Source organism: Phocaeicola faecalis (assembly GCF_021730445.1).
In the GTDB taxonomy this organism is placed as follows: Bacteria; Bacteroidota; Bacteroidia; order Bacteroidales; family Bacteroidaceae; genus Phocaeicola; species Phocaeicola faecalis.
In genome coordinates this window covers 26,226-47,087 of record NZ_JADNRM010000004.1, presented here as the reverse complement: position 1 = coordinate 47,087, position 20,862 = coordinate 26,226, and the positions used below count along the sequence as shown (strand labels likewise).

18 protein-coding genes are annotated in these 20,862 nt (G+C 42.4%); 8 read left to right on the top strand and 10 right to left on the bottom strand.

Translation table 11 applies throughout. The annotated features are described in order from the left end of the window. Window positions 1-4: 4 nt before the first annotated feature. From IR173_RS06580 to cdd, 8 genes are all read right to left on the bottom strand, one after another. A complete protein-coding gene (locus IR173_RS06580) occupies window positions 5-1,309 on the bottom strand; it encodes an ABC transporter permease (protein WP_237038876.1) in 1,305 nt (434 codons plus the stop codon). A 26-nt stretch (window positions 1,310-1,335) separates the two neighbouring features. Further along, window positions 1,336-1,512, bottom strand: coding sequence for a hypothetical protein (locus tag IR173_RS06575; protein ID WP_237038875.1), 177 nt, complete (start codon window positions 1,510-1,512; stop codon window positions 1,336-1,338). 136 nt (window positions 1,513-1,648) lie between these two features. Further along, the gene (locus tag IR173_RS06570; RefSeq protein WP_237038874.1) at window positions 1,649-2,896 is read right to left on the bottom strand and encodes an efflux RND transporter periplasmic adaptor subunit; all 1,248 of its coding nucleotides are present in this window, start codon (window positions 2,894-2,896) and stop codon (window positions 1,649-1,651) included. A 169-nt stretch (window positions 2,897-3,065) separates the two neighbouring features. Further along, window positions 3,066-3,959, bottom strand: coding sequence for a glucosaminidase domain-containing protein (locus IR173_RS06565; RefSeq protein ID WP_237038873.1), 894 nt, complete (start codon window positions 3,957-3,959; stop codon window positions 3,066-3,068). A 3-nt stretch (window positions 3,960-3,962) separates the two neighbouring features. Then, window positions 3,963-4,934 (bottom strand): M48 family metallopeptidase, encoded by a 972-nt coding sequence (locus tag IR173_RS06560; protein ID WP_237038872.1) that lies wholly within the window; start codon window positions 4,932-4,934, stop codon window positions 3,963-3,965. A gap of 5 nt (window positions 4,935-4,939) precedes the next feature. Next, complete coding sequence (locus tag IR173_RS06555; protein WP_237038871.1) at window positions 4,940-5,497, bottom strand: LemA family protein; 558 nt, start codon at window positions 5,495-5,497, stop codon at window positions 4,940-4,942. Between the two features lie 82 nt (window positions 5,498-5,579). Beyond that, on the bottom strand, window positions 5,580-6,221 hold the full coding sequence (locus IR173_RS06550) for a carbohydrate-binding family 9-like protein (protein ID WP_237038870.1): 642 nt from the start codon (window positions 6,219-6,221) through the stop codon (window positions 5,580-5,582). A gap of 261 nt (window positions 6,222-6,482) precedes the next feature. Further along, window positions 6,483-6,968 carry a cytidine deaminase gene (gene cdd, locus IR173_RS06545; RefSeq protein ID WP_237038869.1) on the bottom strand — a complete coding sequence of 162 codons (486 nt, stop codon included), beginning with the start codon at window positions 6,966-6,968 and terminating at the stop codon, window positions 6,483-6,485. 198 nt (window positions 6,969-7,166) lie between these two features. Between cdd and IR173_RS06540 the strand changes: the two genes are divergently transcribed. From IR173_RS06540 to IR173_RS06520, 5 genes are all read left to right on the top strand, one after another. Next, on the top strand, window positions 7,167-7,742 hold the full coding sequence (locus IR173_RS06540; RefSeq protein WP_237038868.1) for an RNA polymerase sigma-70 factor: 576 nt from the start codon (window positions 7,167-7,169) through the stop codon (window positions 7,740-7,742). Window positions 7,743-7,830: 88 nt separating this feature from the next. Further along, window positions 7,831-8,844, top strand: a complete 1,014-nt coding sequence (locus IR173_RS06535) for a FecR domain-containing protein (protein ID WP_237038867.1) — start codon at window positions 7,831-7,833, stop codon at window positions 8,842-8,844. Window positions 8,845-8,904: 60 nt separating this feature from the next. Continuing rightward, window positions 8,905-12,423 (top strand): TonB-dependent receptor, encoded by a 3,519-nt coding sequence (locus IR173_RS06530; protein WP_237038866.1) that lies wholly within the window; start codon window positions 8,905-8,907, stop codon window positions 12,421-12,423. Window positions 12,424-12,444: 21 nt separating this feature from the next. Then, a complete protein-coding gene (locus IR173_RS06525; RefSeq protein ID WP_237038865.1) occupies window positions 12,445-14,367 on the top strand; it encodes a RagB/SusD family nutrient uptake outer membrane protein in 1,923 nt (640 codons plus the stop codon). A gap of 145 nt (window positions 14,368-14,512) precedes the next feature. Beyond that, window positions 14,513-15,889 carry a sulfatase gene (locus IR173_RS06520; protein WP_237039008.1) on the top strand — a complete coding sequence of 459 codons (1,377 nt, stop codon included), beginning with the start codon at window positions 14,513-14,515 and terminating at the stop codon, window positions 15,887-15,889. Window positions 15,890-16,006: 117 nt separating this feature from the next. Here the strand turns inward: IR173_RS06520 and IR173_RS06515 are convergent, their stop codons facing one another. Further along, window positions 16,007-16,684, bottom strand: a complete 678-nt coding sequence (locus IR173_RS06515; protein ID WP_237038864.1) for a DUF4476 domain-containing protein — start codon at window positions 16,682-16,684, stop codon at window positions 16,007-16,009. Between the two features lie 208 nt (window positions 16,685-16,892). Between IR173_RS06515 and IR173_RS06510 the strand changes: the two genes are divergently transcribed. Genes IR173_RS06510 through IR173_RS06500 form a run of 3 tightly spaced genes read left to right on the top strand, consistent with a single transcriptional unit; the run spans window position 16,893 to window position 18,316 of the window. Continuing rightward, window positions 16,893-17,429 (top strand): RNA polymerase sigma factor, encoded by a 537-nt coding sequence (locus IR173_RS06510; protein ID WP_237038863.1) that lies wholly within the window; start codon window positions 16,893-16,895, stop codon window positions 17,427-17,429. Between the two features lie 7 nt (window positions 17,430-17,436). Further along, window positions 17,437-17,799, top strand: coding sequence for a hypothetical protein (locus IR173_RS06505; protein WP_237038862.1), 363 nt, complete (start codon window positions 17,437-17,439; stop codon window positions 17,797-17,799). Window positions 17,800-17,824: 25 nt separating this feature from the next. Beyond that, on the top strand, window positions 17,825-18,316 hold the full coding sequence (locus tag IR173_RS06500; protein ID WP_237038861.1) for a hypothetical protein: 492 nt from the start codon (window positions 17,825-17,827) through the stop codon (window positions 18,314-18,316). Window positions 18,317-18,423: 107 nt separating this feature from the next. Here IR173_RS06500 and IR173_RS06495 read toward each other — a convergent pair whose 3' ends face one another. Beyond that, the gene (locus tag IR173_RS06495; RefSeq protein ID WP_237038860.1) at window positions 18,424-20,394 is read right to left on the bottom strand and encodes a family 20 glycosylhydrolase; all 1,971 of its coding nucleotides are present in this window, start codon (window positions 20,392-20,394) and stop codon (window positions 18,424-18,426) included. Between the last annotated feature and the right edge of the window lie 468 nt (window positions 20,395-20,862).

The following is a 20,862-nucleotide window of genomic DNA, read 5'->3' as shown; positions in this document are numbered from 1 at the left end:
CATTTTAGCGTTTTGAATTAAGTGACTGAATGATAGTGCGGCGCAAAGACCATACGGCAGGTACAAATGCCGAAATAAGGTTAAGCAGCACACAAAGCCCGAAAGCAAAGCCAAACACTGCCGGATTGAACAACATCTCGAAGGTGAGGAACGGAGTCTTTGTCGGATCATCGACATAATTATCAAACAAGGTAAGTATCCAGTCACTTGCGCTCAGTACAATCAAGTAGGATATGAAGATACCGACCAACCCGCCCAGGCAAGTCAACAGCAGATTTTCCCACAACACCTGTCCCAACAATATTTTATTGGTGGCTCCATACGCCCGGCGTACACCCAACTCACACAAACGATGATCCATACGCGATGAAATCATGCCGCTCAAATTCATGGCGGGAATGAAAAGCAGGGCCAACAATATATATACTATTCCCATCACCTCCCCTTTTATATCGGGTGCACCACAAGAATTCTTTCGGAACGTGCTTTTCCAAAAATCATCAGGCTGCTCCATCAAATCATTTTCATATTCGGAAGTCTGAAGATTGTATTTACGAAAAACATCCTGTACTTCGGCACGCAAAGCTTCTTTATCAGCCGATGTCGGAGCAAGCATATAAATATGGGCATTACCTATCAGTTTCTCACCCTCAGACGTTCGGGACACCCATGATTGTAAAAACAAAGGTATCCATAAGTCACCTGCCGTATCAGGAGTGGCATTCGACACATCTTGCACAACTCCACACACACGAAACTCCTTACCATTGAGGGTGAAATATTTCCCTACTACATCTGTCGAAGCAAAAATGCGTTTAGCAAGGCTTTCCGACAAAACAGCTACAGGCAAACTGGCATCTACATCAGCCTGAGTAAAAGGTTTCCCGGTCAAAAAGCGAAAAGAGAACACAGACCAGAACCCGGAATCAGCATAGTATGGATTTACCGTCATTACCTCTTTCTTATCAGGCAAAGCTATCGTATTATTACCCATAAAATCCTGTGTACCGGCACCGATAGCTTCCAAATGAGGTAAATCTTTCAGCATCTTATCCACCAGATAGTAGGAAGCACCGCTATTACAATTCCAACTTTCCTTATTTGTCCTAGGATAACATTTCATTGCCTTAATTGTCAATATCCTATCACGGTTGTACTCCGGATAAATCGGAGCAAACTTCACATAAAAGATAATGAATATAGTCATGGTCAAGGCAATGGAAAGCCCTGTACCCACCACATAGATAGAAGTAAAAAGCTTGTTTTGCTTTATCAGTGTCCATGCTTGTCTTAAATATTGTTTTATCATTTCTTAGATAGATTAAAATGTTTATTTTATTCATCGCGAAGCGCATCTACCGGTCTGATGCGGCTGATATTACGTGCCGGTATATAAACAGCCATAATCATGGTAGTGGCAATGGCAAGGGCTGTGCCAGCTACATAAATGGAGGTGAACAATTTGTTTTGTTTCACCATTTCCCACGCCTGTTTTACATAAAGTATAATCATATCGAGAACGAATATAGATTGAAGGTTGATTAAAACCAAGAACCCGGCAAAAGACCCGGGTTCTCCGTCAATCCCCCTATGAAATACTTATTATTAAAGAGAGAGTTTTATTTCTTCGTTTATGTTGTAACTGTCCCTACTTGACTTTCAACTTGTTCTTGTTCTTATAGTTGCTCATATCGCTGACCACCACTTTATCACCGGGTTGCAGTCCGCTCACCACCTCCACATATTCAAAGTTGCTGTCGCCAAGCTGTACCTTACGCTTTATAATCTCATTATCACTGTCCTGCACGAACAATTCATATTCGCCACGGCCTACATAATAAGAAGCATTTGCTATTCTCATCACATCCTCTTTCACGGCATTCATTACATATACATCTGTTTTCAGTCCTGAACGGAGACGCTTGTTATTGTCTTCCACCAACTGAACGGTAAACGAAATTACACCATTCTTTGACAGCGGTGTGACACTGCTCACGGTGCCTTCGAGTTTTTCATTACCGATTTTAACAATGGCTCGTCCTCCTGCCGCTACACGGTCGCCATACGTATCGGCTATTTCACCTTCCACCTTAAAATGGCTCAAATCTGAGATGACAGCCACCTGTGTGCCTTGCGGGACCTGTGCACCGACCTGATTATTAATATAAGTAAGAATGGCTTTGCGCGGCGAACGAATTTGGGCGTCATCCAATGTCCGCTTCATTTCGGCCAGACTCTTTGTAAAGATATTAAATTCCAATTCCTTCACTTTGAGGTCGGCTGCCTTAACTTCTTTTTCATTCGCATACTGCTGGCGGAGCTGTTCCAGCTCCAACTTTCCCGTATTAAAGTTCAATTCAGCCTGACGCACTTTATCCGTAGTTCCCGACCCCAGACTATCCAAATATCTTTCATTACGAAGTTCCACTTCCATACGGTTCAATTTCATGGCAGAAATCTTCACCTGCATTGCCAAATCACTCAGATAAGTATTGTTGTTCACCTTCAACTGCTCCAACTGATAACGCTTCATCTGCTCCTCATCCAGCAATTTCTTATATTCCGTCTCCGTACTCTGAAGATCCAGCTTAAGAATCGGTGTTCCCACATCCACACTATCCCCCCCCTTCCGGTAGATTTCTACAATACGGGTATTGATAGGCGAATTGATAATTTCCTCAAAAGCCGGAACCACCTTACCGGAAGCACTCACACTTACTTCTATTATCCCGCTATCCACTTCCGAGAATACCAGATCCTTCCGGTTCACACTGCTCCGCATAAAAGAAATCAGCAAAGCTATGCATACAACGCCGGCAATGCCTATCGCACCATATTTAACCAACATTTTCTTACGCTCTTTATCACGTACCTCTTTTGGAATTTCTCTGTCCATAATTCTATTGTTGTTTTATTATTTTTTTCCGTATCAAATATGAAGCAACATTCATGCCAAAGGAACAATAGTTTGATTATCAACACCAAACAAAAAAGAAAGGGTGTCCGATATCGAACACCCTGTACGTTTTTAAACTTCTGCAAACGGACATCCTCCCGGTTCCGTTTCATCGCAGACGCAATATTTCCCCCACCTTCGGTGCTGCATCCTCAGGCTTCATTTTATTCATTTTATATAGATTCTTCAGACGGATTCCATATTTCTGTGCGATGGAATACATGGAGTCTCCACGACGTACCACATGGACAATATGCTCTTTGTCGGCACGACGGTGTTTCTTATCCAAATAGATAATATCTCCCGGTTTCAATACATATCCTTTATACAAGTCATTATACTTTCTAAGTTTACGCTGGCTGATACCAAACTCTTTCGACAGGCTTTTAAAAGTATCCCCGCTACGCACCACAATATATAGCAAATCATTTGCCAAATAAGGCTGGTGTGGGTTTGGAAATTCTTTCATCCACTTGATACCGTCACGAGTATCGAATTTATGCAAATCATACAATTCGATAATGTCAATCAAACGATAGGCATAGCGGGGATCTGTTGCATATCCGGCTTTTTTCAGTCCATGCGCCCAACCTTTATAATCCGTTATCTTCAACTTAAACAAAGAAGCATAACGCGAACGCCCTTTCAAAAATTTGGAATGGTCTTCGTATGACTCACGCGGATGCTTGTAAGCACGGAAACATTCATTACGGGCATCATCATCATAACGCACCGTACGTCCCGTCCAGTCTCCCCCGCACTTAATGCCAAAATGATTGTTCGACTTACGGGATAAAGTACTTTTTCCGGCCCCCGATTCCAACAGCCCCTGTGCCAGTGTGATACTGGCAGGGATGCGATAACGCTTCATTTCCTCAATAGCTATATCCTTATACTTATGAATGTATTCTTCGTATTGGCGGTTACGCGTCTGAGCCTGTGCCGTAAAGAAACAGCATCCGCACAGCACCATAAGAATAATATATCCAAGCGTCGTTTTCATCTTCTAGAATTGTTCCAATATTTGTATTCGTTTTTCGATAGGAGGATGTGTCGCAAACAGTCCGCTCAGCCCACTCAATGCACTCTCCGCCTGCTTTCCCGGATGCTGAATAAAGAGCTGGGCCACATCTTCACGCTTCACCGCTTCTATATCAGGATCGGCCGATATCTTACGCAAAGCACTTGCCAAAGCCAAAGGATTCTTCGTCATCTCCGCCGAACCTGCATCTGCCAAATACTCGCGTTTGCGCGAAATGGCAAAACGCATCAATATGGCAAAGAAATATCCGACAGCCGCAACCAACATAGTCAACAGAATAATCAAGGCCGCCCCTCCTTTGTCATCACGTTTACGTGTAAAAGAAGAATAATAAGCGGAGCGCAATGCTATCTGTGCCAACATCGAGAAAATTCCCACAAACACGATGGAGATGATAAGCAAACGTACATCATGATTACGGATATGGGACAATTCATGGGCGATAACAGCTTCCAGTTCTTCATCATTCAGTTTCTCAATGATGCCTTTAGACAATGTTACGGTGTAGCTTTTCTTATTTATACCACTGGCATAGGCATTCAGTGAATCATCATTTATAATGTTGATTTTAGGCATCGGCATCCCCTGACTCATACAAAGATTTTCCACCAGATTATAAACACGTTTATTTTCTTTCCGCTCCAAAGGACGGGCGCCCGTAGCAGCATTGATGATGGAAGTATTGGCAAAGTAGGCTATCAGAAACCAAATGAATACGCCTCCCAATACATAAGGAGCCATTTCTATAAATAAAGCCATTGACCGGTCGGTGACACTCACCTGATAATAATGGGGGGCATCACCTTGTGTCAAATAAACCAGCAAATAACAAAACACAAACAAAAGCCCCACTACCAGGCAGGGAAACAAACAGAGCAGAAGCAGCGAACGAAGGTTATTCCTGCTCTGCTGTGTGTGTATGCCAACATATTGCATCGTCCTTAAAATTTAATTTTAGGAGCTTCCTCCAAAGTAGCGCGTTGCTCTCCCAAGTCAAACATCACTTCTTTACGGAAACCGAACATACCTGCCAAAATATTGGAAGGGAATGTCTCTACTGCATTATTATATTCTTTTGTAGCAGAATTAAAATAACGGCGCACGGAAGAAAGCTTATTTTCCAAATCGGCTATTTCTTCCTGCAACTGAAGAAAGTTTTGGTTTGCTTTCAGGTCCGGATAGGCTTCCAATGTTATTTTCAATCCACTCAAAGCAGAAGACAAGGCATTCTCTGCTACAATTTTCTCATCAATGGTTTTGGCACCGATAGCCCCGTTGCGAGCATTGATAACCCGTTCCAACGTATCTTTTTCGTGAGCCGCATATCCTTTTACAGTTTCCACCAACTGAGGGACCAAGTCATGGCGCTGCTTTAGCTGAACATCGATGTCTGCAAACGCATTCTCGCGGTTATTACGCATTTTAACCAATGAATTATACATGGAAACCAACCAGGCCACCAAGATAACGACTACTACAATCACGATAATTGCTGTCATAATTTTCTCATTTTAAATTGTTACTCGCAAACATACTGATTTTATCCGGCAGTATGTATTCTTTTTCAAATAATTCACGTTTTTACTCAAATTCCAAGGAACCAAAGAAATCGGGTCTGTGGAAATCCGGTTTTTCTATATTAATGGGGTTCCACGACAAGAAATGTGGAGTTTGCAATTCATCACCGCATTTGTAAAAGTTAGCCTTCACCGTATGCCCGTCCAATGAAGTAATCCGGTGCTTAAAGAATACGGCATAAGGAATGACCAAAGCCACTTCCCACGTACATTCCCCTATCCGTTCTTCAAAAGGTGTACGGCCCAAGCTCGACCAACGGGACACTTTTTCCATCACTTCACGCGGTGCATGTTCCCGATTATTCCGCCCAGCTCCTGCCCCAACCAGAAATGTGCCGATACAGCTACACTCCATATTGTAATACACACCATCGTCTGCAGGAATAGAAAAAAACTCCATGCATGAATCAGTCCAGACCGCTCCGTTATCTTCGCCATATTTGGCACGAACACTGCCTTCGGTCACTTTATAATGTATTAAAATGGAATCAGCCGTATGCGCAATGCGAAAAGCAGCTTCAGGGTGATAAGGATATTCTTTCCAATTTACAGTATCTATCTTTTGAAATGATACGCCTTCATTGTCCAGCACTTGGGGCACAGCTTGTGCATCATTAACAGATGTAGTTATTTTCTTGACTTTCATGGTTTTCTTTTTAGATTATTGAATTCATTTTGGTTTTGTTCTCGCAAACATACAAAAAAGAGTCGACACTCGGAAAGAATCTTTCTTTTTTTCGAGAATGATGAAAGGATTATTCATTCTCTTTACGGCGGATAAAAAACTTTTTTGTATCTGTCCGGTTGGACAGCATACAGCAGAGCCCATACGTCCGCACAGGCTTATGCGTACGCATGTCTTTTATGAAAAATGCTAATACAAAAAAATATATTGGCGGACAGGTATCTAATCCGTTGTTAAATAATCTCCGTCGAAGGACAAAGGCAACAAAGCACTTACCCCTTTCATGATATAAATGTCTGATTTGCTGTAAAGTAAGATGCGCATTGGGTGTCCAAACCGCTTTTCAGTTTCCAGTAACACTTGCCGGCAGGCACCGCAAGGAGGAATAGGAGTGTCAAGGAAGTCATGTTCGGTACGTGCGGCAATGGCAAGCACTTTTACCGCTTGGTCGGGGTATTGGGAATTGGCATAAAATAGAGTAGTGCGTTCGGCACATAATCCGGAAGGATAGGCCGCATTTTCCTGATTGGTTCCCGTTACCACAACGCCGTTTTCCAGCAGGGCGGCGGCTCCTACCGAAAAATGCGAATAAGGTGCATAACTCCTTTGTGTTGCTTCGCACGCTGCATCCACCAATTTACGGTCTTCTTCCGTTAATTCGTCATAATTACGTGCTTCGATATTGATTTCCAGTTTGATTTCTTTCATGGTGTTTAAGCCTTGGTTTATATGCAAATGTAATCTTTTGTTTTTGATTTCCAATTTCTTTCTTTTCATTAATTTCCAATTTCTTGCAAATGCTGTTCATTACACTTCTTCTTTTCGTAAAATAATCACCGTATATGATTAAAAGTCATTAAAAAAGCTGTATATTTGTGCTTCGTGATAGAAAACGAAGAACGGAAAATGATAAATCAAGCAGTAATTGACAGAATAAATAAAGGCGATGTAAAGGCTTTCGAGCGTCTTTATAATGACTATTTCGTTTATTTATGTGCTTGTGCTAATTCTTATATCTTCAATTCTCAGGAGGCTCAGGATATAGTGAATGAAGTCTTTATGAAATTGTGGTATAAACGTGGTGATTTATTATTTCCTATTCATTCTTATTTAGTGCGCAGTGTGCAAAACGGATGTTTGAATTATTTGCGTTCACTCCATAGCCGTGAGCGCGTGGTGGATGAATATCGTGAAACGTTACTTGAATATCAGGAAGAATATTGCATGAGTGAATGTAGTCCTTTAAAAGAAATGGAACAGGCCGACTTGGAGCGTCAGGTACAAGCTGTAATTACTTCCCTTCCCGATAAGTGCAAAACTATTTTTGAACAATATCTTTATTCTGAACTTACTCCGCAGGAGATTGCTGAAAAGAATGGAATCTCTGTCAACACTGTGCGCGTACATATTAAAAATGCGATGGACAAGCTGAAGGAGAAGTTGGGTTCACGGGTCGGAATTCTCTTATTTTTTCTTTTTTAAATAGATAATAAAAAAAAGTCCGTATTTTATTAAATGCTTTTAAGATGGCGCGTGTATTATTAATAGTTAGTAATACAAAACCAACAGAATGAGCAATTCAATACATGAGTTTGATGGCTTGATGCTGGATTATCTGAAAGGTGATATAACGCCTGAAGATATACAGAGGATGACCGAATTATTACATACAGATGCTTCCTGCCGGGAGAAGTATCGTGAAATGTCACGTGCTTATGCCATTGCTTCTGTGCCTTGGTTTGAACGGAGGAAGGAGCAGAACCTTGAGTCTTTGCGTGAAAAGTTAGGTCTTCGTTCCTCTCCACAGCGTACTTTATTTAGAAGGATGAGAGTTGGTAGCTTTGCTGCAATGGTCACATTACTGATTGGCTTTAGCATTAGTTTCATTTATTTGAACAATCATTCGGCAGAAGTGGTTGCCCCGCCTGTTTCCTACTGCCAAATAGAAATACCTCAGGGTGCGCAATCCAAACTGATATTGCCGGACAGCACATTGGTTTACCTCAACGGAGGTACAATCATAAAGTATGATGCATCATTTCAGAATAAGGCTGAACGTGAGGTTTATCTGAATGGGGAAGCGTACTTTGAAGTGGCAAAAGATGCGGAAAAGCCCTTTATCGTTCATGCGGCGGATTTGAATATCAAGGTACTTGGCACCAAATTTAATGTATCGTCTTACCTGGACGAGCCCAACATAAAAGTCAGTCTTTTGGAAGGAAGGGTCAAGGTGTCCATGGCTTCGGATGAGACTGATAAGTTTTACCTCTTGCCCAATGAACAAGCTGTGTATGACAAGGCAAAAAATATCTTGTCTGTAAGGGGTGTAGATGCCGGTTCTCAAGTGATGTGGACAACAGGACGTCTTGTCTTTGTAAACGAAACCTTATTTCATATCTTGAAAACTGTCGGAAAAAAATATGATGTTCAGATTCTAATCCAATCCCAAAAGGTGAATACGGAATATTTTTCCGGTAGTATAGATGCGGACCTGACTTTGGATGAGGTTCTTTCTTATCTGGATGTAGATAATAAATTTGTCTGGAGAAGGAAGGGGAAAACCGTGGTTATTGCTGATAGATAGTATGTAAAACCGTACCTATAGGTACACCTTAAATATTTTTGTTAACTAATAATTCTAAGTATGAAAAAAACTTTTTGCAAGACTCGCAGGGGGCATTGGGTCCCTCTGGCATGGGCAGCTTCATTCCTTTTATGGGGAAATGTCGCTTTTGCTGCATTGCCTATTCAAGAGGCAAGATTTTCCATGCAGCAGCGTTCTGTATCCTTGAATCAAGTCTTCAATGAAATTGAAAGACAGACGGGTTATTCTTTTTTGGTTCGTAACAATGATATCAATACGAACCAGAAGATTTCTATCGATGTGAAGAACAAAAGTGTCAAGGAAGTGCTGGAGATTTTATTTGCCGGCAAGAATATACGTTATGAAGTAGAAGGAGAACGTATTTCTGTTTATAAACCGCAACAGGCCAAACAGACTACCATTTCCGGAATCGTTGTAGATGCCGCTCAGGAACCGATTATCGGAGCTTCTGTGATGGTGGCAAACACAACGAATGGTTGTATTACAGACCTTGACGGAAAATTCTCTTTGGAGGTGTCGCAATTACCGGTGAAAGTACAAATCACTTATATCGGTTATAAACCGCAAGTGGTAACAATCAGTGATTCCAAAACGGCTCAGATTGTTCTTCATGAAGACACGGAGACATTGGATGAAGTAATAGTGGTGGGTTATGGTTCTCAGAAAAAAGCCAACCTGACCGGTGCTGTCGCTTCTGTAAAGATGGACGAAGTGATAGGTAATCGTCCGTTGTCTAAAGCGGCAGATGCATTACAAGGAACTGTTCCGGGTTTGCTGGTTTCCAGCAATGGTAATGCTCCCGGTAAGAGCAAGTCTTTCCAGATTCGCGGAGCATACTCTGTAGGTATCAAGAATGACAACGGCTCTTATGGCAATACCATTAGTCCTTTGATTTTGATAGATAATGTGGAAGGGGATTTGGACATGATTAATCCCGAAGACATCGAGACTATTACTGTATTGAAAGATGCAGCTTCGGGTGCCATTTATGGCGCACGTGCTGCTGGCGGTGTTATTTTGGTTACCACCAAACGTCCTCAAGGGCAAACTAATTTCCAATTAAACTACAATAATAATTTTGCGTTTGCATCAGCGATGAATTTGCCTGAGCAAGCTCCTCTGACGGAGTATTTGAAGGCATATTCGGATGCTGCCGGAGATCAGTTTTGGACAATGGGATCGCCGAGTGTGAGCAAATGGTTGGGCTATCTGGAACAATACCGCAACAATCCTTCTTCCATCCCGACGGTAGGCGATGGTATTTATAAAGATGAAGAGGGTGGTGTATATTATTTGAATGAAAAGGATTTGGTGAAAAACATGCTTGAAACCAGCTTTCAGCAGACTCATAATATTTCCATGACAGGCGGTACCGAGAAATTGCGCTATCGTTTGTCGGGCGGCTATATTTCGCACGACGGTGTGCTTATCACCAATAAAGATAAATATGAGCGTATGAATGTGAGTGGATTTATATCTGCAGATATTACTAAGTGGTTTACCCAAGAGGCAACATTTAGTTATGCACACACTAAGAATATGGAACCTTCATCGGCTTTGGGTGCAATATATTCAACACGCTTGGGATCCTACCATCCTGAAGGAACGATGCCTGAAGGCATATCAACGGCAGGGTCTGCCGGCCTACCGTTCAATACTCCTAGTAATCAGATTCGTTGGTCTAACCCTGCAAAAACATTATATGATAATCCACGTATTTTCTTGAAGTCTATTTTGAAACCTTTCAAAGGTTTTCAGGTAGCATTCGAATATACGTTCGACAAAAATATATATGATTATCATTGGTATACCGGAAGTGTAGACTATACAACCATTCAGGGTGGCAAGAATACGACTCCGACCAGTGATTATCTGCGGAAGATAAAGAGATATACCGATTATAATTCAATAAACCTGTATGCAACCTATGACTTTAGTTTGGGAGAGCATAAATTTAAAGTAATGGGCGGTTTTAATCAGGAATCAAGTTATCGTGAAACAATGGAAGTATATTCATACGGACAGGCAGTGGTTGAAGTGCCTTCATTAGGCTCGGGCGATTCCAGCCTGTTGAAAGCTACCGATAAATATAATGAATATGCAGTACGTGGCGGATTTTTCCGTGTGAACTATAGTTATAAAGATAGATATTTATTGGAAGTGAACGGCCGTTATGACGGTTCTTCCAAGTTCCCGAAAGATTCTCGTTACGGTTTCTTCCCGTCTGTTTCCACAGGTTGGAATATTGCTCAGGAAAAGTTTATGGAGGGTGCACAGAGCTGGTTGGGCTCTTTGAAACTGCGCGCTTCTTATGGTATGATTGGAAACCAGAATGTACCGGCTTATTCTTTTATTCCCACAATGAGCATGACCAATAAGTACAACGGTTGGTTGTCCGGCGGTAGTTATGTGACGGCTATCAATTCTCTTCCTGCTTTGGTTAGTAGTAATTTTACTTGGGAAAAGGTAGGAACATTCGACATCGGCCTTGATTTCTCTATGTTTAGCAACCGTTTCACCGGTACATTCGACTGGTATCAGCGCAATACAAACGGCATGTTGGCTCCGGGTATGCAATTACCGGGCGTTGTCGGTGCAAATGCTCCTTATCAGAATACGGCAGATATGCGCACCCGCGGTTGGGAGCTAAGCTTTAATTGGCGCGACCGGATTGGCAAAGTGGGTTACCGTGTCGGTTTCAACTTGTCGGACAGCAAGTCTGTAATTATGAAGTATAATTCCAATGAATCGAATATCCTGACCAGTTCACTGAGTGATGGAAGTACTTTCTGGAATTATTATGAGGGCAAGGAACTGGGTGAAATCTGGGGATATGAATTTGATGGATTCTATACTGTAGATGATTTTACAGATACTTCTTCGTGGAAATTGAAGGACGGCGTTGCCACTATTGATGGTTATAATCCTCGTCCGGGTGACGTGAAGTTTAAAAATCTGATGGATGACGAAAGAGGCACCAATATGATTTCGAGCGGAGACAATACAGTGAATAATCCGGGCGACCGTAAAGTGATTGGCAATAATACCCCGCGCTATCTGTATGGCATTACGTTGGGAGCAAACTTCAAAGGATTCGATTTGAATGTATTTATGCAAGGTACGGGCAAACGTGACTCATGGATTGCCAATACGCTGACTTTCCCCTTGTATTCAGACTTCAAGTTTATCGCTTTATATAAAGACCTGAGTAATTACTGGCAGCCGGTAGATGCAGCCAATGGGGATTATACAGCTCTAAATCCTAATGCCGAGTTCCCGCGCATTTATGGTAACTATGGTAATCAGGCCTCTAACTACCGTCAGTCAGATAAATATTTGTCAGATGCTTCCTATTTCCGTATCAAGAATGTTACATTGTCCTATACTTTCCCGAAAGCATGGATAACAAAAGCATCCTTGTCGCAGTTGAAGGCCTTTGTCAGCATTGAAAATCTGGCTACATTCTCATCATTGCCGAAAGGTATTGACCCGGAAACATTGTCATGGAACTATCCGGCATTCCGTACCATATCTTTCGGGCTTAATGTCACATTATAAACCTAAAATTAGTACGAGTATATGAAAAAACTATTTATAAGTTTGGCTATCATCGCAGGAATCAGCCTTTCTGGTTGTAATGATAGTTTTCTGGAAAAATCCCCTGTTACGGACTTGACAGAAGAAAACGCATTTAATTCCTACGATAACTTCAAGGCTTTTATGTGGCCTTGCTATGAAATGTTTACGAATAATACCATCCGTACTTCTTTGAACAGCTGGGGACAAAACGGACAATACAAGGGCGATATGGATGCCGGCTATTTTGAACAGAAATACGAAAGCGGTTATAATGATTTTGCCTATCAGACGGTGGCTAGTGTCGCATCGGGCAATGGCTGGAATTTCAGTTCATTCATTCGCCGGATCAATATCATGCTTTCACATATTGATGATTCCAGTATGACTGAAGCACAGAAAAACCATTGGCGTGCGGTAGGTTATTTCTTCCATTCCTTCTGGTATATGGAGTTGATAGACCGCTTTGGCGCTGTGCCTTGGGTCGATCAGGTCTTGCAAGAAGATTCCCCCGAAGTCTATGGACCCCGCATGGACAGAAAAGAAGTGGCGGACAAAGTATTGGAACGTCTGAAATGGGCTGAAGAGAATATCGGCGATTTCACCTCGCAAGATGGAGAAAACACTATAAACAAAGCGTGCATACAAGTGGCCATTTCACGTTTTGGCTTGCGCGAAGGTACATGGAGAAAGTATCATGAACTGGGAGATTATGATAAGTATTTGCAAGAATGCGTACGCGCTTCGGAGCTGTTGATGAGCGCTTATCCTACTCTTTATACCGGAACGGACGGACAGCCGGCGGCAGGATATGGTGAAATGTGGACTACAGAGGACTTAAGTACCGTTCCCGGCATTATTCTGTATAAACAATATGTGGCGGATATCAATCCGATGGGCGCTTCCTATATCGAACATACTTCTTCACACTATGTGGAAATGAATCAAAAAACGGTAGACTTGTATCTGATGAAGAACGGTAAACCTATCTTGAATACAGAATCGGGCTATCATGGAGACAAAGATATGTATGCCACCTTCCGCGACCGCGACCCGCGTATGTATCACACCGTCATACCTCCTTATAAAGTAAAAGCCGGTGGAGGTACATACCGCACCTGGTCGTATACCGACAATGAGGCCGACCGCGAATATATCGACATTATGGGAGCCAATACCAGCTGTAGCAATCCGGGTATCGGCATGAAACGTTTGCCGGGACAGAACTGGAGTGCATCCCTCGTACCTACCATTCCCCGACTGGGAACCGGAGCCTTTGTGACTTGTCGCTCGGGTTACTATGTATGGAAGAATTGGGACAATTGGGAAACCAGCTTCAATAATGGCAACCTGAATACGGCGGACAAACCGATTTTCAAGATTGAAGAAGTATTATTGAACGAAGCTGAAGCCAAATTTGAATTGGGAGCGTTTAACCAAACCGTCGCCGACAACACAGTCAACAAATTGCGTGGGCGTGCAGGTGTGGCAAAGATGGTGGTGGCCGAAATAGATGATAACTTTGATGTCAATCGCGGAAAATATTATCCCAAAGGAAATGATACCGGTATCTTGGTTGATCCTGTATTGTGGGAAATTCGGCGCGAGCGTATCATTGAGCTGATGGGTGAAGGATTCGGATTCTACGATATCCGCCGTTGGCGTATGGCTCCCTGGTTCTTGAACAGACCGGCAACCGGACTCTGGATGAGTAAAGCGGATGCGGTAAGTAACAGTATGACATTGTATAATCCTGAAACGGGTTATTCCGATGGTACATCAGGTACAATGTCCGAAGGCTATCTTTATCTTTTCAATGACCCTCTGAAAGAAGGAAAAGGCTGGTTGGAAAAATACTACTTATATCAGGTGCCGACTACCGAAATATTATTGAATCCTGCTCTGGAACAGAATCCGGGCTGGTAATTTGAATAGTATATAAAAAACAAGCAGATGGGAGGCCGGCTCAACTAAGCAATTAGTAAGAGGTGGCCTCTTTTCTTTAAAAACAGAAGTGAAAATGGGAAACCAGAAAATGTGGTTTAATGCCACGCTCTTATGTACAGTAGGAATGCAGCAACTCCTTGCGGCAGAAAGTGTAAAGGAAGCCAAACCTAATATCGTGTTCATTCTTGCGGATGATTTGGGCTGGACTGATTTGGGAGTGATGGGAAGTGACTATTATGAAACTCCGAATATAGACCGCTTGGCCGCAGAAGGATTGCTTTTCGATAACGCCTATGCTGCTGCAGCAAACTCTGCACCCAGCCGGGCCTGTATGATGACAGGCATGTACACACCCCGTCACGGTGTATATACCGTTAGTCCTCCCGACCGGGGCGACCGTAGGCTGAGAAAATTAGTCCCAATCGCCAATACAGATGATGTACGTGCCGATTTTGTGACAATGGCTGAAGCACTCCGGCAACAGGGATACCGGTGCGGTCATATCGGTAAGTGGCATTTGGGAGATGATGCAGACGGGACAGGTCCTCTTTCGCAAGGATTCATTTGGAATGTCGGAGGAAACCGGGCCGGAGCGCCTTATTCTTATTTCTATCCTTATTGCCTGCCCGATAAAAAAAAGTGCCATCTGGGATTGGAGGAAGGAACACCGGGAGAATACCTTACCGACCGTTTGACGGATGAGGCTGTTTCTTTTATAAAATCCCACAAAGAAGGTCCGTTCTTTCTTCACCTCTCTCACCATGCAGTCCATACGGCTTTGCAGGCTCCTGCAGCGGTTGTTGATAAATACAAGAACAAACCTGTAGGAAAGTACCACACTAATCCTGTATATGCTGCGATGATTGAAAAACTGGATGATGGAGTAGGAAAAATATGTCGTGCCATTCAAGAGATGGGAATAGAAGAGAATACCATTATTATATTCTATTCCGACAATGGCGGTTCCGAACCGGTGACTGATAATTATCCGCTTCATGGCGGAAAGGGGATGCCATACGAGGGGGGCTCGCGTGTACCTTTGATTATCAGATGGCCCGGAAAGATACCGGCCGGCACACGCACTTCTGTTCCGGTCATCGGAGTAGATTTTTATCCTACTTTTGTCCACCTTGCCAAGGGAGAGACATCGGGAAATCTGGATGGAAAAGATATCTTTGAAGTTGTGGAAAATGAGGAGACGGAGCGGGATTTATTTTGGCATTTTCCGGCATATCTGGAATCGTATCTCAATGGCGGTAAGGACTTCAGAGCCCGACCTTATTCGAGTATTCGTTCGGGTGATTGGAAATTGATTTATAATTACGAGGACAAGTCAATGGAATTGTATAACCTGAAAGAAGATTTAGGAGAGACAAGGAATATGGCAGAACTCAATCCTCAAAAAAAAGAAGAACTTTATAACAAGCTTATGAAGTGGATTGATGATACAAATGCGCCTGTTCCTACCCAACCCAATCCGTATTATCAAGGCATAAAGTAATCTTTGATGATAGGGCATATTCCCTTTGCCTTTTCTGAAGAATGCCTGCCATAGCTACTATTTGTTTTAAGTAGATTATGGCAGGACTTTTTTATTATATACGGATGAAAAAAATGACTATCGTCTTTTTGAAATGCCAAGCATTTCTTTGGCTTTGTTTTCACTGGATAGAAAGTCAAGTGAGTTGATAATCTCATCATAATTCTCTCTGTCTACAATGCGGGTTGCCAATATTTTCAGCACTTTCAATTTGTCATCGTCGAAGGTATAGATAGACATAAGTCTCACACACTGTCGGCAGCTGAACCAGCGGCGCTCGGCAGCCAATGACAATATATCCAATTGGTCGTCTTTGAAAGGTTTCTGCTTTACCTTATTGTATAATTGTTGGAAATCATTGTCACCCATTATTTGGGGATAACCAGGGCGGTATCCATCGTGATGCGGCGGACGAGGCGGAGCAATTGTCGATTCCACTTGAGCGGGAGGACATACTGCCACCGCAGGAGGAGTGGGGACACTCTCAAAAGAATCCAAATTGCTAACCAGGCTGTTCTTGAAATCAATCAGGATGGTGGTTCCATAGCGTCCTAGTCCTTCTCCCTTCCTGTATTCCCATTGCTCTCCTTGTTCGTCGAACCGACGATAATCGGGGCGTCCCAGCAGTTTAGTCACTTCTTCCTGTGTCATACCTTTGTGAATGGATAGTAATATGTTATTGTCCATTAAGCTCCCGCAACTTCCGAGAACAAGGCTTAACAAGAAAATAGCTAGTGTTTCTTTTACTCTTTTCATATACTGTTGTTTTTATGTGTAGGCAAAGATAGAAAGGGAAATTCGATATAATTGGATTCTTTTCCCTATTTGACGATAGGGATTTCCCTACAATTGTTATTGTTTGGAAGAAATATGCATCGGATACTTAATTAATGCAAAATCCGTCGTTACACATTTAACTTCGTCACATTTAAAGGTTCTAACCGATAAACATTGCAAGAAACAGATGATAAATGAAGATAAAATCCGAGAAGCTTGCACTTCTGATAAGGAACGTGGATTCAAATTGCTGATGGAACATTTCCAACAGCCTATATATTGGCACATCCGACGGTTGGTGGTAGCCCACGAAGATGCGGAGGATATCCTTCAAGAAGTATTTATCCGTGTCTTTCGTCACCTTGACCGGTTTAGGGAAGAGAGCTCGCTGGGCACATGGATGTATCGGATTGCAACCAATGAATGCCTCCGTTTCTTGAACAACCGGAAAGAGCAGGCTGTTTCGGCCGAGGAAGTGCAAGAGGAATTGATGAATAAATTGATGGCATCCGATTATGTGGATTACGATAATGCAATGGCAGTGAAATTTCAACAAGCCATTCTTTCGTTACCTGAAAAGCAACGTATCGTGTTCAACCTGCGTTATTATGATGAACTGGATTATGAGGAAATTAGCCGGATAACTGATACGCGGGCAGAAACGTTGAAGGTGAACTATCATTATGCCAAAGAGAAAATAAAAGAATATATGACTAATAATTAAGGACAGGATGGAGAAAGAATTTGATTTTAAAAACATTGGAAAGCAGATGCCTTATCGCACACCGGATGGTTTCTTTGACCGGATGCAGACACAGGTGTCGGCACGTATAAAAGTGGAGAACCGTAAAAAACAACCTCGGATGAAGTTGGTGATTGCGGCTACACTGGCGGCGGCAGCGATGGTGTTAGGATTGGTTTTCTTCCCGGCTGCGAATCCGGAAGCGGGACAAGTATCTTCCAACCCTTTACTTGTTGCGACCGATATTGATTGCTCATATTCGGATGCAATAGATAATTTTATCGCAGAAATGCCGGATGATGAGTTGGAGGAATGGGTGGAATTATCAGAGTATGATATATTTATGAATTAATTATTTATTTAAAAAGTAACAGATTATGAAGACAAAAAAGTTTTTTATGGTGTTGGTAGCCCTCTTTATGGGTAGTCAAGTGGCAATTTTTGCACAGGGTAAGAAAGAAGGAAAGACGGACAGAAAGCAGTTCAGCCAAGAACAGTTGCAGGAAATGCAATGTAATCACATTATAAATGCACTGGCATTGGATGATGCGGAGACCGCTAAGTTTAAACCTGTATACACCAAATATATGGAGGAAATGCGTGCTACCCGTAATATGAATCCGCGTACTTCCCGTTCTGAACTTACGGATGCAGAAGTAGACCAGGCAATAAAGGCTCGTTTTGCCCAAAGCCGTAAGATGCTGGACATTCGTGAGAAGTATTACAATGAATTCCGTAAATTCCTATCACCGAAACAAATACAGAAAATGTATAATATGGAAAAAAGAACCGGTGATAAAATGAAAAAGGAAATGGGTAAAAGGCAAGGAATGAAGAAGAATAATAATAATCGTGGCGCTAAGAAATAACTCCTGTTCTTCATGAATAAATGACACGGATTTTACGGACAATAAAGAGCGAATCTTTTGAATCCGTAAAATCCGTGTCTGAACAATAATAGACGGTCGATTTTAGCTTATTTCCTGTAAACTTTCAAGTTGGATATTTTACTCTTGAACGCTCCTGCCTGTTCTAATGGGAATACCAGTGTGCGAACATAGTTCATTTTTGTTTTTCCTTCTTTATCGAAAAAGCGTTGCTGGGTATTCAATTCTTCTACTAATTTTCCATTGATGAACAGACGTGTAGCCTTGTTATCTCCTTCTATACCGATATTTAAACGTTGGCCCGGTTGGATATTGTAACTGAATGTGTTTAAGTATCCGTCGCGTGCAAAACCTAACATTCCACGTATGGGGTCGGACAGATAGAATACGGCATCCGGCGAACGGAACAGTTCGGTTCCCAAAGTTTCTGCTGCGCCTTCCACATCAAATGTCACACGATAGTCATAACCGATTTCACGATGTGGCGTGCGGCTTTTAGGAGCAACATTAGCTTGTTCGTATACCAGTCCCGGAGCACAGCCGATGCGTCCCATTTGGTTTACTCCCGGTGCTTCGCTCAATGCCTCGCGCATGCGGTCGAATTCATTATACGGAAGTGAAGTTGCTGTTCCTGTCCACATTTTTACGGCTAAAGTTTGCAAAGCAGGGAAAGTGCGGTGATGAATATCTTTGGTAGAGATACCATTTCCTACATGGTCATTCCATACTGCAAACATACCTCCCAGAATGGCAGGGTCTTTTTCGTCGAAAACGGCTTTACCTACATGGGCAGGAGTCCAGGAGTTATATAGTTCTTCCGTGTTCAGATAATCATAATAATAACCGGCGGCAGGTACGATATAAAGAAATCCGTCGGGAATGGAAATCAGTTTGTATCCTTGCTTGACCATTTCTTTGGGATCTGCATATCCGTTATACCAGGCGCTCATGATTACATTTTCTGCTTTCACGGGAGTTTCTCCTTGGGCATGTGTCAATGCTCCCCATACACAAGCTTGTTTTCCGAAGCCTTCTACATAACGAATATAATGGTCTGTAAACTCACGGAATTTTTCTACTACTTTCTTGTCTTTATTTGAGTATTCATCTGTGCCGATATGTACGCGTGGGCCACGGAAGACAGGTTCTTCTCCTTCCAAATACTCTTTAAAGAGTCCGTCCATGAATTTATATGTTTCGGGATTGAACAAATCCAGATGATCCATTCCATACTCTTTACTTCCTATCTCGGGTTTATAATGGCTGAATGCCAATGTGTGGGCAGGTGCATCTATTTCCGGGATAATTTCGACGAAACAATCTTCTGCCAACTTCTGCAAATCGATAAATTCTTTTTTGGTATAGAATCCGTCACGTGCCGTAAGTCCGGGATAAGTATCCGATTCCAGGCGGAAAGCTGCATACGTCTTGTCCCAGTCCTGTTCAAAATACTGTTTAAACCCATTATCATTCAGATGGATTTGCAGCGTGTTCATTTTGTAGTATGCCATGATTTTCACATAATCGCGCAAATAAGACAGAGGAATGAATTTTCGTCCGCAATCAATCATAAATCCACGCATGGCATAGTCGGGATAATCACGGATTTCACCTTTGGGAAGAGCCAGATTTTCTTTGTTTTGTTCGGCTATCTGCAGCAGGGTACGTGTTCCCCAATATACACCGATTGCTTTGGGGGCAGTCAGCTCAATTCGGTCGGTAACGCGGATGGTGTATCCTTCCTCCCCTAATGATTTGTCTTTTTTAAGTGAAAGAATGAGGTCGCCTTTCTTTCCTTTCCCTTCCACTATCTGCGGAGTATGATTAAATAAAGTATTGCAGTCATCTGCCAGCATACGGGCGATGCGCTGCAATTCAGCGTTTCCTTTGGGATAGACAATACGAGTTTGTTCTGTAGGAATAAATTTGCCTTCGTTTCCTTTCCATTCTTTCAGCTCAGGGACGACAAAAGGTTTGGGATTAATGGCAGCTTGTGCTATGTTTATACAACATACGCAACAAAGAATCATCATTAAATAGATTCGGTTAACTGATTTCATAAACTATTTTTTTAGATATTGTGTAAAATGTAAGTTTTGTTTTTCTTTTGCAGGACAAAGATAGAAATAAAAAATGAAAATGGAAACGGATTGGGCCAAGAAGGTTGTAAACAAAGCATTTAGGATAAAATGAATGTAGGAACGAAGTCGGGCGAAACCTTCGAACAACCGGATGAACCTTTCAAAAAAAACAGCTGAAACCGGAATTGCATTACATACGGTGGCACAAGCCTGCGCGTACGTATGCATTGACCTACACGTACGTATGCATCGGCCTGCGCGTATATACGTGTAGCCCTACGAGGACGTACGTGCAGAAGCGTGCTTTCTGTCGGCTGTCAGTTTTGGATATATAGTAAAGGAACGTACTACACTTAATCTGTAACCTTTTTGTTATAGTACTCCCCCCAATACCCCTTCGTCTATCTCACTCAACCGTTTCTGATTAACCCGACTCCTTCGCAAGGT

Excerpts from the sequence above, each read along its gene's own strand:
- IR173_RS06580 (WP_237038876.1), bottom strand. The coding sequence starts at position 1,309 with ATGATAAAACAATATTTAAGACAAGCATGGACACTGATAAAGCAAAAC.
- IR173_RS06575 (WP_237038875.1), bottom strand. The coding sequence starts at position 1,512 with ATGATTATACTTTATGTAAAACAGGCGTGGGAAATGGTGAAACAAAAC.
- IR173_RS06570 (WP_237038874.1), bottom strand. The coding sequence starts at position 2,896 with ATGGACAGAGAAATTCCAAAAGAGGTACGTGATAAAGAGCGTAAGAAA.
- IR173_RS06565 (WP_237038873.1), bottom strand. The coding sequence starts at position 3,959 with ATGAAAACGACGCTTGGATATATTATTCTTATGGTGCTGTGCGGATGC.
- IR173_RS06560 (WP_237038872.1), bottom strand. The coding sequence starts at position 4,934 with ATGCAATATGTTGGCATACACACACAGCAGAGCAGGAATAACCTTCGT.
- IR173_RS06555 (WP_237038871.1), bottom strand. The coding sequence starts at position 5,497 with ATGACAGCAATTATCGTGATTGTAGTAGTCGTTATCTTGGTGGCCTGG.
- IR173_RS06550 (WP_237038870.1), bottom strand. The coding sequence starts at position 6,221 with ATGAAAGTCAAGAAAATAACTACATCTGTTAATGATGCACAAGCTGTG.
- cdd (WP_237038869.1), bottom strand. The coding sequence starts at position 6,968 with ATGAAAGAAATCAAACTGGAAATCAATATCGAAGCACGTAATTATGAC.
- IR173_RS06540 (WP_237038868.1), top strand. The coding sequence starts at position 7,167 with ATGATAAATCAAGCAGTAATTGACAGAATAAATAAAGGCGATGTAAAG.
- IR173_RS06535 (WP_237038867.1), top strand. The coding sequence starts at position 7,831 with ATGAGCAATTCAATACATGAGTTTGATGGCTTGATGCTGGATTATCTG.
- IR173_RS06530 (WP_237038866.1), top strand. The coding sequence starts at position 8,905 with ATGAAAAAAACTTTTTGCAAGACTCGCAGGGGGCATTGGGTCCCTCTG.
- IR173_RS06525 (WP_237038865.1), top strand. The coding sequence starts at position 12,445 with ATGAAAAAACTATTTATAAGTTTGGCTATCATCGCAGGAATCAGCCTT.
- IR173_RS06520 (WP_237039008.1), top strand. The coding sequence starts at position 14,513 with ATGCAGCAACTCCTTGCGGCAGAAAGTGTAAAGGAAGCCAAACCTAAT.
- IR173_RS06515 (WP_237038864.1), bottom strand. The coding sequence starts at position 16,684 with ATGAAAAGAGTAAAAGAAACACTAGCTATTTTCTTGTTAAGCCTTGTT.
- IR173_RS06510 (WP_237038863.1), top strand. The coding sequence starts at position 16,893 with ATGATAAATGAAGATAAAATCCGAGAAGCTTGCACTTCTGATAAGGAA.
- IR173_RS06505 (WP_237038862.1), top strand. The coding sequence starts at position 17,437 with ATGGAGAAAGAATTTGATTTTAAAAACATTGGAAAGCAGATGCCTTAT.
- IR173_RS06500 (WP_237038861.1), top strand. The coding sequence starts at position 17,825 with ATGAAGACAAAAAAGTTTTTTATGGTGTTGGTAGCCCTCTTTATGGGT.
- IR173_RS06495 (WP_237038860.1), bottom strand. The coding sequence starts at position 20,394 with ATGAAATCAGTTAACCGAATCTATTTAATGATGATTCTTTGTTGCGTA.